Here is a 12254-nt window from a genome sequence, read left to right on the forward strand (position 1 = left end):
TTGTGCTGTGTGCGAGGCGGCCATTCTAACCGCCGTTCGCCAAGGTCGCGTAACGATCGCAATCGCGGGTGTGGTCCATGACCATGCCCGATGCCTGCATCAGCGCGTAACAGATGGTGGGCCCGACAAAGGTGAACCCGGCTTTTTTCAGGCCCTTGCTCATTTCTACCGCCACGGGCGTCACGGCTGGCACTTCGCTGCGGTCCTTGAAATGATTGATCACCGGCGTTCCGCCGACAAACGACCAGAGGAACGCAACCGGGTCCTCCAGCGCCAGCCAGGCCTGGGCATTACGCCGGGCCGCGTTGAGTTTCAGTCGATTGCGGATAATGCCGGGATCGAGCATCAATTCATCGATTTCCGCATCGCTCATTTGCGCCACACGCTGCACATCGAAGCCAAAGAGCACTTCGCGATAACGCTCGCGTTTGCGCAACACGGTGATCCAGGAAAGACCGGCCTGGAACCCTTCGAGCAAAAGCAACTCGAACAGTCCCTGCGCATCGCGAAGCGGCGCGCCCCACTCCTGATCGTGATAAGCCATGTACAGCGGATCTTCGGAACACCAAAAGCAGCGTGGCATAAGGCTCCAGGGGGCGTGCGCAGGACCGAATCGGGTATACTCCCGCTCTTTAAATCGCAGCCCAAGAAACAGGTGAATTTCGTGAGCCAGCCTACGCCAGCCGTGCGTACCTTCCAAGACTTGATCCTCGCCCTCCAGCAATACTGGGCCGAGCAAGGTTGTGTGGTACTTCAGCCCTACGATATGGAAGTAGGCGCCGGCACTTTCCACACTGCCACATTCCTGCGCGCCATTGGCCCGGAAACCTGGAACGCCGCTTATGTGCAGCCCAGTCGTCGCCCGACTGACGGCCGCTACGGCAAAACCCCGAACCGCCTGCAGCACTACTACCAGTTCCAGGTAGTGCTGAAGCCGAACCCGGACAACTTCCAGGAACTGTACCTGGGCTCCCTCAAGCACGTTGGCCTGGACCCACTGGTCCATGACATTCGCTTCGTCGAAGACAACTGGGAGTCGCCAACGCTGGGAGCCTGGGGCCTGGGCTGGGAAGTGTGGCTCAACGGCATGGAAGTGACGCAGTTCACTTACTTCCAGCAGGCGGGCGGCATCGAGTGCTACCCGGTGACCGGCGAGATCACTTACGGTCTCGAGCGCCTGGCCATGTACCTGCAAGGTGTGGACTCGGTCTACGACCTGGTCTGGGCAGACGGCCCGATGGGCAAAGTCACCTACGGCGACGTGTTCCACCAGAACGAAGTCGAGCAGTCGACGTACAACTTCGAACACGCCAACGTCGAGAAGCTGTTCGAGCTGTTCGACTTCTACGAAAGCGAAGCCAAGCGCCTGATCGAACTCGACCAGCCGTTGCCGTTGCCTAGCTACGAAATGGTGTTGAAGGCGTCCCACACTTTCAACCTGCTGGATGCGCGCCGGGCAATCTCCGTGACTGCGCGTCAGCAATACATTCTGCGTGTACGCACCCTGGCGCGTTCCGTTGCGCAAGCCTACCTGCTGGCTCGCGCCAAGCTGGGCTTCCCGATGGCGACCCCGGATTTGCGTGACGAAGTACTGGCCAAGCTGGAGGCTGCACAATGAGTGCTCTGGATTTCCTGGTTGAACTGGGCACCGAAGAACTGCCACCCAAAGCGCTGAACGCTTTGGCGGATGCCTTTCTTGCCGGTATCGACAAGGGCCTGCAAGCTGCCGGCCTGAATTACGAGACCAAAACTGTCTACGCCGCGCCCCGTCGCCTGGCGGTACTGATCACTGCGCTGGCTACCCAGCAGCCTGATCGCAGCATCAACCTCGATGGCCCGCCACGCCAGGCTGCTTTCGATGCCGAAGGTAACCCGACTCAGGCAGCCCTGGGCTTCGCCAAGAAGTGCGGCGTCGATCTGAGCGAAATCGATCAAAGCGGCCCGAAACTGCGCTACAGCCAGAGCATCGCCGGCAAACCGACCGCGAGCCTGCTACCGACCATCGTCGAAGACTCGCTGAACGACCTGCCGATTCCCAAGCGCATGCGCTGGGGCGCTCGCAAGGAAGAATTCGTGCGTCCGACCCAGTGGCTGGTAATGCTGCTCGGTGACCAGGTCATCGACTGCACCATCCTCGCCCAGAAGTCCGGCCGCGATTCCCGGGGTCACCGCTTCCATCACCCGCAAAGCGTGCGCATCACCTCGCCAGCCAATTACCTGGCCGACCTGCGTGCAGCCTACGTGCTGGCCGATGCCCATGAGCGTCGCGCCCTGATCAGCAAGCGCACCGAAGAACTGGCGACCCTGCAGGAAGGTACGGCGATCGTGCCGCCAGCCCTGCTCGACGAAGTGACCGCGCTGGTTGAATGGCCGGTGCCGCTGGTGTGCTCGTTCGAGGAACGCTTCCTCGAAGTGCCACAGGAAGCCCTGATCACCACCATGCAGGACAACCAGAAGTACTTCTGCCTGCTGGATGCCGACGGCAAGTTGCTGCCCCGTTTCATTACCGTGGCCAACATCGAGAGCAAAGACCCGCAGCAGATCATCGCCGGTAACGAGAAAGTAGTTCGTCCACGCCTGACCGACGCCGAGTTCTTCTTCAAGCAGGACAAGAAGCAGAAACTCGAAGACTTCAACCTGCGCCTGCAGAACGTGGTATTCCAGGAGAAGCTGGGCAGCGTCTACGACAAGGCCGAGCGCGTTTCCAAACTGGCTGCGTTCATCGCTCAACGCATCGGCGGCAACGCTGCATGGGCGGCCCGCGCAGGCCTGCTGTCCAAGTGCGACCTGTCGACCGAAATGGTCGGTGAGTTCCCGGAGATGCAAGGTGTGGCCGGGTACTACTACGCCCTCAACGACGGCGAGCCGGAAGAAGTTGCCCTGGCGCTGAACGAGCAGTACATGCCGCGCGGTGCCGGCGCCGAACTGCCGACCACGATGACCGGTGCGGCCGTAGCCATCGCCGACAAGCTCGACACCCTGGTCGGCATCTTCGGGATCGGCATGCTGCCAACCGGCAGCAAAGACCCCTATGCCCTGCGTCGCGCAGCACTGGGTGTGTTGCGCATCCTGATCGACAAGAAGCTCGACCTCGACCTGAATGACGCCGTGGCCTTCGCCGTGAATGCATTTGGCACCAAGGTCAAGGTTGCCGGCCTGAATGACTCGGTGCTGGAATTCATCTTCGACCGTCTGCGTGCCCGTTACGAAGACGAAGGCGTGGATGTCGCGACCTACCTGTCGGTGCGCGCCCTGAAACCAGGTTCTGCACTGGACTTCGATCAGCGCGTGCAAGCCGTCCAGGCGTTCCGCCAGTTGCCGGAAGCTGCCGCACTGGCAGCGGTGAACAAGCGCGTGTCGAACCTGCTGAGCAAGGTCGAAGGCTCGATCCCGACCGTCGTCGAAGCCAAGTACTTTGATAATGCCAACGAATTCTCCCTGTATTCGGCGATCCAGCAGGCGGATCAGGCTGTCCAGCCGATGGCGGCCGCGCGTCAGTACAGTGAGTCCCTGGCTCGCCTGGCCGCCTTGCGCGAGCCGGTGGATGCATTCTTCGAAGCCGTAATGGTCAACGCCGATGACGCCAATGTGCGCGCCAACCGTTATGCGTTGCTGGCCCGTCTGCGTGGATTGTTCCTCGGCGTTGCCGATATTTCGTTGCTGGGCTGAGGGACTGCTGTTGAAACTGCTGATTCTTGATCGGGACGGGGTGATCAACCATGACTCCGACGCTTACATCAAGTCGGTGGAGGAGTGGATTCCACTCCCCGGTTCGATCGAGGCCATTGCGCAGTTGAGCAAGGCCGGCTGGACGGTAGCAGTCGCCACCAACCAGTCGGGCATTGCTCGCGGCTATTACGACATCGCCACCCTGGACGCCATGCACGAGCGCTTGCGCTCGCTGGTGGCGCTGCAGGGCGGTGAAGTCGGGCTGATCGTCTATTGTCCGCACGGGCCGGACGACGGTTGCGACTGCCGCAAGCCAAAACCCGGGATGTTGCAAAGCATCGCCGCTCATTACAACGTGTCGCTGACAAATCTATGGTTCGTCGGCGATAGTCTTGGTGACCTGGAAGCCGCCAAAGCCGTCGATTCTCAGCCCGTTTTGGTAAAGACCGGGAAGGGCGAAAAAACGCTGGGCAAGACTCTGCCGGTGGGCACCTTGATTTTTGACGATCTGGCGGCGATTGCCGCAGAACTTATCCACAACTAGAGCGTTTTCGATATTCCTGAACCAGGATTGATCGGGAGTGCGCTTTGTATAGACGGGCACAGCCCGCACGGTAAACGTCGCCATGTCGATACTGCAGGCCATCAGAACCTTTCTTTTTTATCTGTTGCTGGGCACCAGCTCTCTGCTCTGGTGCAGCCTGAGCTTTTTTATCGCGCCTTTTCTGCCGTTCAAGGCGCGCTATCGTTTCATCAACGTGTACTGGTGCCGCTGCGCGCTGTGGCTGAGTAAAGTGTTCCTGGGCATCAGTTATGAAGTCAAAGGCGCGCAGAACGTACCTGACCAGCCTTGCGTGATTCAGTCGAACCACCAGAGCACCTGGGAAACATTTTTTCTCTCGGCGTATTTCGAACCCTTGAGCCAGGTGCTCAAACGCTCGCTGCTGTTTGTGCCGTTTTTCGGCTGGGCGATGGCCATGCTGCGGCCTATTGCGATCGATCGTGACAACCCGAAAGCCGCCCTCAAGCATGTGGCCAAGAAAGGCCATGAATTGCTCAAGGACGGCGTGTGGGTGCTGATTTTCCCTGAAGGCACTCGTGTGCCCTACGGCACCATCGGCAAGTTTTCCCGAGGTGGCACCGCATTGGCTGTAAATGCTGCGCTGCCGGTACTGCCTATTGCGCACAATGCCGGTAGATTCTGGCCGAAATCCGGCTGGGCCAAGAAGCAGGGCGTCATCACTGTGATCATCGGCGAGCCGATGTATGCAGCAGGAACCGGGCCTCGGGCCATTGCTGAATTGAACGACCGGGTACAGGCCTGGAACGAGCAGATGCAGCGGGAAATGGGTTCGTTGCCACCCGCACCCCAGGCACCGGCGGCAAGCGATCAACTGGTTGTCTGAGATTCTGTGGATAAGCTGTGTACCGTTTCCCGGAAAACGTCCCGAATACGATCATAACTTACTGATTTATATGTATATTTCTTAACGGCTAAATATTCGTAAAAACGTGCATAAGTTTTTTTTGGATGTAAAAAAACCGGCTGATATAGCCGGTTTTTTTATGAGCGGAATTCGTCGCTTCAGAGCCCCTTGCGAAACAAAAAGGCCAACGCTTGCGTTGGCCTTTTTGTTTGGCTGGGTTACCTACACTGGATCAGAAGTCCAGATTCGAAACCGCCAAGGCGTTGCTCTCGATGAAGTCACGGCGAGGCTCGACCGCATCACCCATCAGGGTGTTGAAGATCTGGTCCGCGCCAATGGCGTCTTCGATGGTCACCTTCAGCATACGGCGCTGCGCAGGGTCCATGGTGGTCTCCCACAGCTGATCCGGGTTCATCTCGCCCAGACCTTTGTATCGCTGAATGGTGTGCCGCTTGGTGCTTTCGGCCATCAACCATTCAAGCGCTTCCTTGAACTCGGTGACGGCCTTCTTGCGTTCGCCACGCTGGATATACGCGCCTTCGTCCAGCAGGGTGCTCAACTGGGCGCCCAGCGAGACAACGGTCTTGTAATCGTTGCTGCCGAAGAAGTCGCGGTTGAACGTCACGTAGTTCGACAAGCCGTGGGAGATCAGCTCGACCTCAGGCAGCCAAACGTTACGTTCACGGTCTTCACGCAGGCTAGCCTTATAGACCAGACCCGACTTCTCAACGGTACGTAGGCGAACTTCGAACTTGGCCAACCACTCCTGCATGGCTGCATGATCGGACAGTTGCTCCATGCTGACTGCAGGCAGGTAGATGAAGTGCTCGGTCAGCTCCTGAGGGTACAGGCGCGACAGACGCTTGAGGGTCTTCATCACCAGGCGGAAATCATTCACCAGGCGCTCAAGGGCTTCACCAGAGATACCCGGTGCCTCTTCATTCAAGTGCAGGCTGGCATCTTCCAGGGCCGATTGCGTCATGTATTCTTCCATGGCGTCATCGTCTTTGATGTACTGCTCTTGCTTGCCTTTCTTGACCTTGTACAGAGGCGGCTGGGCGATGTAGATGTAGCCACGCTCGATCAGCTCGGGCAACTGACGGAAGAAGAAGGTCAGCAGCAGGGTACGGATGTGCGAACCGTCGACGTCAGCATCGGTCATGATGATGATGTTGTGATAACGCAGTTTCTCAATGTTGTACTCGTCACGACCGATGCCGCAGCCGAGCGCCGTGATCAAGGTGCCTACTTCCTGCGAAGAGATCATCTTGTCGAAGCGGGCTTTCTCAACGTTGAGAATCTTGCCCTTCAACGGCAGGATGGCCTGGGTACGACGATTACGTCCCTGCTTGGCGGAGCCGCCAGCAGAGTCACCTTCCACGAGATACAGTTCGGAGAGGGCAGGGTCTTTTTCCTGGCAGTCAGCCAGTTTGCCGGGCAGGCCGGCGATATCCAGCGCGCCCTTGCGACGGGTCATCTCACGGGCTTTACGTGCTGCTTCACGGGCACGAGCGGCGTCGATCATCTTGCCGACGACCAGCTTGGCTTCGTTCGGGTTTTCCAGCAGGAAGTCGGAGAAGTACTTGCCCATTTCCTGTTCGACAGCGGTCTTCACTTCGGAAGAAACCAGCTTGTCCTTGGTCTGGGAGCTGAACTTCGGATCCGGGACTTTCACCGAAATGATCGCGGTCAGGCCTTCGCGCGCATCGTCACCTGTAGTGGCAACTTTGTGCTTCTTCGCCAAGCCCTCGGCTTCGATGTAAGTGTTCAGGTTACGCGTCAACGCCGAACGGAAACCCACCAGGTGAGTACCGCCGTCGCGCTGCGGAATGTTGTTGGTGAAGCACAACAGGTTCTCGTTGAAGCTGTCATTCCACTGCAAGGCGATTTCTACGCCAATGCCATCTTCACGCTGGATGTTGAAGTGGAACACCTGGTTGACCGGAGTCTTGTTGGTGTTCAGGTATTCAACGAACGCGCGCAGGCCGCCTTCATATTTGAACAGCTCTTCCTTGCCGCTACGCTCATCCTTGAGGACGATGCCAACACCGGAGTTCAGGAACGACAGTTCACGAATCCGCTTGGCCAGGATATCCCAGCTGAAGTGGATATTCTTGAAGGTCAGGTCGGAAGGCTTGAAGTGGATCTGGGTGCCAGTAGTTTCACTCTCGCCGACGATTTTCATCGGCTCTTTCGGAACGCCATGGATATAGGTCTGTTCCCAGATCTTGCCACTGCGTCGTACTGTGAGGATAAGCTCTTCGGACAGGGCGTTCACAACCGATACACCGACACCGTGCAGACCGCCGGATACCTTGTAGGAGTTATCGTCGAACTTACCGCCGGCGTGCAGCACGGTCATGATGACCTCGGCTGCAGAAACGCCTTCTTCCTTGTGCACGTCAACCGGGATGCCACGGCCGTTATCGCGAACGGTGATGGATTCATCCGGGTGGATAATAATGCTGATGTCGTCGCAGTGGCCGGCGAGAGCTTCGTCGATCGAGTTATCGACCACCTCGAACACCATGTGGTGCAGACCGCTGCCATCGTCGGTGTCACCAATGTACATACCGGGACGTTTGCGTACGGCATCCAGGCCTTTCAGCACTTTAATGCTCGTTGAGTCGTACGTATTTTCTTCGCTCAATGCCTTCACTCCCGATGGTCGTGGGTCTGGGTGATACGGCCCTGTTCCACGTGGAACAAAGCGACTGGCGTTTCCGTCTGCCAGCCTTCCCTCAATAATTCATGATCTACACAGGTGATAAATACCTGGCAGCGTAAGTCTTCCAACAAGCGGCAAAGCGCGCGGCGGTGATGCTCATCCAATTCGGACGGCAGGTCATCCACCAGATAAATACACTGGCCGCGACGGGCTTGGCTGACCAAGTGCCCCTGGGCAATGCGTAATGCACAAACCACCAGCTTCTGCTGACCGCGGGACAAGATGTCCGCAGCGTTATGTGCGCCCAATCTGAGACGCAAATCAGCGCGTTGTGGTCCGGCCTGGGTATGGCCCATTTGCTGATCCCGTTGCACGGAACCGGCGAGCACTGCACTCAGTTCGCGGTCTTTGTCCCAGCCTCTGTAATAGCTGAGCGTCAAACCTTCAAGCTCAACCAACTCGCTCAGGGTTTGTTCAAAGACTGGTTTCAAGGCTTTGATATAGGCGCGACGGTATTCATCGATTTCCGCGCTGGCCTGGCACAGTTCCCTGTCCCAAACCGCTTGCGAAACGGCGTCAAGTGTACCATGCCGAAGCCAAGAGTTTCTCTGGCGCAGGGCCTTCTGCAACCGTTGCCAGGTGGACATGAATCGTGGTTCCACGTGGAACACACCCCAGTCGAGAAACTGCCGACGAATTTTCGGCGCGCCTTCGAGCAGCCGGAAGCTATCTGGGTTGATTAGCTGCAAAGGCAGGATCTCGGCCAGCTGGGCTGCGCTACGAGCGTTTTGCCCATCTATGCGGATCTGGAACTCACCCTGGCGGTCGCGCGAGACCCCCAGGGCGCTATGGCCGCCGTCGGCTAGCTCGACTTGACCGAACACGGTGCACGCCAGCTGCTCGTACTGAATAACGGGGAGCAGCCGGGTGCTGCGAAACGAACGGGCCAGGCCCAGCAGATGGATCGCTTCCAATACGCTGGTCTTACCGCTGCCGTTGGCGCCGTAAAGAATATTGATTCGAGGGGAGGGGGAGAGGGTCACCGGGTGCAGATTGCGCACCGCGGTGACCGAGACGCGACTTAATGACATCTAGCTTCTGCTGAGCATGATTACAGACGCATCGGCATGACAACGTAGGCCGAGTCGTCGTTGTCGGACTCCTGCACCAGCGCGCTGCTGTTGGAGTCGGACAGAATGAGGCGAACCTGCTCAGTGGTCATCACGCCCAGCACGTCGAGCAAATAGCTGACGTTGAAGCCGATTTCCAGGGAGCCGCCGTTGTACTCAACGCCCACTTCTTCCTCTGCCTCTTCCTGCTCAGGGTTGTTGGCCTGGATCTTCAGCTGACCATTGGCCAGTTGCAGGCGGATGCCACGATACTTTTCGTTGGACAGAATCGCGGTGCGGCTGAAGGCTTCACGCAGTGCCTGACGATCGCCGAGAACCAGCTTGTCACCACCTTTAGGCAGGACACGCTCGTAGTCGGGGAATTTGCCGTCTACCAGTTTGGAGGTGAAGGTGAACTCACCTGTGGTAGCACGAATATGGTGCTGGCCCAACACGATGCTGACGATGCCATCCGGCTCGGTGAGCAGACGCGCCAGTTCAAGGATGCCCTTGCGTGGCACGATCACCTGGTGACGATCCGGTTGACCGATATCCGCCTGCATTGAGCACATCGCCAGGCGGTGGCCGTCGGTGGCCACGGCGCGGATGATTCCGGCCGACACTTCCAGAAGCATGCCATTGAGGTAATAGCGCACATCTTGCTGGGCCATGGCGAAGCTGGTGCGCTCGATCAGACGACGCAACTTGCTTTGCTCCAGGCTGCACGTCAGCGAACCTGGTCCTTCCTCAACAGTCGGGAAATCATTGGCTGGCAGCGTCGAGAGGGTAAAGCGGCTACGACCGGCTTTCACCACGAGCTTTTGCTCGTCAACCTTGATATCAATCAGCGCGTCATTCGGCAGGCTCTTGCAGATGTCCATCAACTTGCGCGCAGGCACAGTGATGGAACCCGGGTCTGCCGGCTCTTCGAGCTGTACACGACCGACCAGCTCGACTTCCAGGTCGGTACCGGTCAGCGACAGTTGCTGGCCTTCGACAACCAGCAGCACGTTGGAAAGCACCGGCAAGGTCTGTCGGCGTTCGACGACGCCTGCGACCAGTTGCAGGGGTTTCAACAGGGCTTCGCGTTGAATGGTGAAATGCATGGTCTAGTCCCTTGCCTTAATAAGCTGCGCTGGTGTCATCAAGTGGTCAGTGTACGCAGCAGGTTCTTGTAGTCCTCGCGGATGTCCGCGTCGGATTCCTTAAGTTCGTTGATCTTGCGGCAGGCGTGCAAAACCGTCGTATGGTCACGGCCGCCAAACACATCGCCGATTTCCGGCAGGCTGTGGTTGGTCAGCTCCTTGGACAACGCCATGGCCACCTGACGCGGACGTGCCACCGAGCGAGAACGACGCTTGGACAGCAGGTCGGAGATCTTGATCTTGTAGTACTCGGCGACCGTGCGCTGAATGTTATCCACAGAGACCAGTTTGTCTTGTAGCGCCAACAGATCCTTCAGGGATTCGCGGATCAACTCGATGGTGATATCGCGACCCATGAAGTGCGAGTGGGCGATCACGCGTTTAAGCGCGCCTTCCAGTTCTCGCACGTTGGAGCGAATGCGCTGGGCAATGAAGAACGCGGCGTCGTGCGGCAGATCAACCTTGGCCTGGTCGGCCTTCTTCATCAGGATCGCGACACGGGTTTCCAGTTCCGGCGGTTCGACTGCAACCGTCAGGCCCCAGCCGAAACGGGATTTCAGGCGTTCTTCAAGGCCTTCGATTTCTTTCGGATAGCGGTCACTGGTGAGAATGACCTGCTGGCCACCTTCGAGCAAAGCGTTGAAGGTGTGGAAAAACTCTTCCTGAGAACGTTCCTTGCGGGCGAAGAATTGAATGTCATCGATCAACAGCGCATCCACTGAACGGTAGAAGCGCTTGAATTCGTTGATTGCATTCAGCTGCAACGCCTTGACCATGTCGGCCACGAAACGCTCGGAATGCAGGTATACAACCTTCGCATTCGGATTCTTCTTTAACAGGTGGTTACCCACAGCGTGCATCAAGTGGGTCTTACCCAAGCCGACGCCGCCATAAAGGAAGAGCGGGTTGTAGCCATGCTTGGGGTTGTCCGCAACCTGCCAGGCCGCAGCGCGGGCGAGTTGGTTGGACTTGCCCTCGACGAAGTTCTCGAAGGTAAAAGTGCGGTTCAGGTAGCTGGTGTGCTTGAGCGCACCTTCGACCTGCACCGTGCGCTGTTCAGCGCGAATCGGGGCCTGTTGCGAACTGGCACCGGCCATCGGGTCGAAACTGTCCCGGGACGGTTCTTCGCTGACATCGGCAATTTTTTGCGTCGAGCGTTTGCTCTGCTGCGGGGCAGCGGGCGCAGGCGCTGGTGAACTGACCGGAGCCTGTGCGGCCTGAGCCTGGGACGCGGCGGCGGCCAGCGGAGCATTGGGTGCCGCCCGCGGCGCCGAACTGCGTTTGCTGCCTATTAATAAGGACAGCGCCGGCATCGAGCCATTGCCATGCTCATCCAGCAGCTCAAGAACACGACTCAGATACTTTTCGTTGACCCAGTCGAGAACAAAACGATTCGGCGCGTAGACACGCAGCTCGTCGCCTTCGGCTTCGACCTGTAGTGGACGGATCCAAGTGTTGAATTGTTGGGCAGGCAGCTCATCGCGCAAAAGCTCCACGCACTGCTGCCAAAGTTCCACTGACACGGATATCCCCTAAGTTGAAAGCCGGTGAGGCAAAAACAAGCGGCCATTGTAACGATCAGGCGCCGACTTATCCACACGAAGGTTGTTCATCCACCAAGAAGAATCAACGCTTTATAGGGAAAAAAGGCGACCAATGGTCTGTGCATAAGCTCTGTGGATAACCGGGGTTAAGGTCATTGCACAAGTAGGGGGGAAACTCGGTGGATAACCTGCCTGTGGATAAACATGCCTTTCACCCACAGCTTATCCGACAGCGCAGCACAGGCTGACCACCGTTTACCACGGTAGTTGTCATTCTCTGTACACCGCGTATTACCTGGCCCCAAGGTAGTTATCCACAGCAAAGTGCCTGCTTAGCTTTTATAAGCTTTACAAAAAAGCTTTAAATACTTTCCTTCTTTATTTCTATATCTACAGGTTGTCAGGCACCAGGAATCGCCAGCAGATCTATTTATAAGGAAACGCTGGTTGGAAATTGACCTAGAGGCTTGCTTTCTCTAGAATCCCCGGTCTCTTAAAACGGGGGCCATTCCGGCCCGTTGTGGACGAACCAGGTAACACGACAATGAAACGTACTTTCCAACCAAGCACTATCAAACGCGCTCGTACCCACGGTTTCCGTGCTCGCATGGCTACCAAAAACGGTCGCGCCGTCCTGTCGCGTCGTCGCGCCAAAGGTCGTGCGCGTCTGGCAGTTTGATAATCCGGCACTG

Annotated in this window: 10 protein-coding genes; 5 read left to right on the plus strand and 5 right to left on the minus strand. The window is 57.7% G+C overall.

Annotated elements, in window-relative coordinates:
• Positions 1 to 25: 25 nt before the first annotated feature.
• A complete protein-coding gene (gene tag / locus UB23_RS20990) occupies positions 26 to 583 on the minus strand; it encodes a DNA-3-methyladenine glycosylase I (protein ID WP_045061230.1) in 558 nt (185 codons plus the stop codon).
• Positions 584 to 664: 81 nt separating this feature from the next.
• Between tag and glyQ the strand changes: the two genes are divergently transcribed.
• The 4 genes from glyQ to UB23_RS21010 all read left to right on the plus strand — a co-directional run bounded on the left by glyQ (position 665) and on the right by UB23_RS21010 (position 5075).
• Positions 665 to 1618: a glycine--tRNA ligase subunit alpha gene (gene glyQ / locus UB23_RS20995; protein WP_045061254.1), complete on the plus strand. Its 954-nt coding sequence runs from the start codon at positions 665 to 667 to the stop codon at positions 1616 to 1618.
• Positions 1615 to 3669 (plus strand): glycine--tRNA ligase subunit beta, encoded by a 2055-nt coding sequence (gene glyS / locus UB23_RS21000; RefSeq protein ID WP_045061231.1) that lies wholly within the window; start codon positions 1615 to 1617, stop codon positions 3667 to 3669. The genes glyQ and glyS overlap by 4 nt, the downstream gene beginning before the upstream one ends.
• Before the next feature lie 4 nt (positions 3670 to 3673).
• Entirely contained in the window at positions 3674 to 4213 is a 540-nt protein-coding gene (gene gmhB / locus UB23_RS21005; protein WP_177328582.1) for a D-glycero-beta-D-manno-heptose 1,7-bisphosphate 7-phosphatase, read from the plus strand.
• Positions 4214 to 4295: 82 nt separating this feature from the next.
• Positions 4296 to 5075, plus strand: coding sequence for a lysophospholipid acyltransferase family protein (locus UB23_RS21010; protein ID WP_045061233.1), 780 nt, complete (start codon positions 4296 to 4298; stop codon positions 5073 to 5075).
• Positions 5076 to 5328: 253 nt separating this feature from the next.
• Here the strand turns inward: UB23_RS21010 and gyrB are convergent, their stop codons facing one another.
• The 4 genes from gyrB to dnaA are packed head-to-tail and all read right to left on the minus strand — an operon-like array spanning position 5329 to position 11541.
• The gene (gyrB, locus tag UB23_RS21015) at positions 5329 to 7746 is read right to left on the minus strand and encodes a DNA topoisomerase (ATP-hydrolyzing) subunit B (protein ID WP_045061234.1); all 2418 of its coding nucleotides are present in this window, start codon (positions 7744 to 7746) and stop codon (positions 5329 to 5331) included.
• A gap of 5 nt (positions 7747 to 7751) precedes the next feature.
• Positions 7752 to 8855, minus strand: coding sequence for a DNA replication/repair protein RecF (gene recF / locus UB23_RS21020; protein ID WP_045061235.1), 1104 nt, complete (start codon positions 8853 to 8855; stop codon positions 7752 to 7754).
• Between the two features lie 20 nt (positions 8856 to 8875).
• On the minus strand, positions 8876 to 9979 hold the full coding sequence (gene dnaN, locus UB23_RS21025) for a DNA polymerase III subunit beta (protein WP_007948106.1): 1104 nt from the start codon (positions 9977 to 9979) through the stop codon (positions 8876 to 8878).
• Between the two features lie 38 nt (positions 9980 to 10017).
• The gene (gene dnaA, locus UB23_RS21030) at positions 10018 to 11541 is read right to left on the minus strand and encodes a chromosomal replication initiator protein DnaA (RefSeq protein ID WP_045061236.1); all 1524 of its coding nucleotides are present in this window, start codon (positions 11539 to 11541) and stop codon (positions 10018 to 10020) included.
• A gap of 565 nt (positions 11542 to 12106) precedes the next feature.
• Here dnaA and rpmH point away from each other — a divergent pair.
• Positions 12107 to 12241 carry a 50S ribosomal protein L34 gene (gene rpmH, locus UB23_RS28790; protein WP_003213577.1) on the plus strand — a complete coding sequence of 45 codons (135 nt, stop codon included), beginning with the start codon at positions 12107 to 12109 and terminating at the stop codon, positions 12239 to 12241.
• Positions 12242 to 12254: the final 13 nt, after the last annotated feature.

Source organism: Pseudomonas sp. ES3-33, assembly GCF_000952175.1.
Taxonomy (GTDB): Bacteria; Pseudomonadota; Gammaproteobacteria; order Pseudomonadales; family Pseudomonadaceae; genus Aquipseudomonas; species Aquipseudomonas gregormendelii.

Bases quoted from the DNA above. Each gene is read 5' to 3' on its own strand.
- tag (WP_045061230.1), bottom strand. From the start codon at position 583: ATGCCACGCTGCTTTTGGTGTTCCGAAGATCCGCTGTACATGGCTTAT.
- glyS (WP_045061231.1), top strand. From the start codon at position 1,615: ATGAGTGCTCTGGATTTCCTGGTTGAACTGGGCACCGAAGAACTGCCA.
- UB23_RS21010 (WP_045061233.1), top strand. From the start codon at position 4,296: ATGTCGATACTGCAGGCCATCAGAACCTTTCTTTTTTATCTGTTGCTG.
- recF (WP_045061235.1), bottom strand. From the start codon at position 8,855: ATGTCATTAAGTCGCGTCTCGGTCACCGCGGTGCGCAATCTGCACCCG.
- dnaN (WP_007948106.1), bottom strand. From the start codon at position 9,979: ATGCATTTCACCATTCAACGCGAAGCCCTGTTGAAACCCCTGCAACTG.
- rpmH (WP_003213577.1), top strand. From the start codon at position 12,107: ATGAAACGTACTTTCCAACCAAGCACTATCAAACGCGCTCGTACCCAC.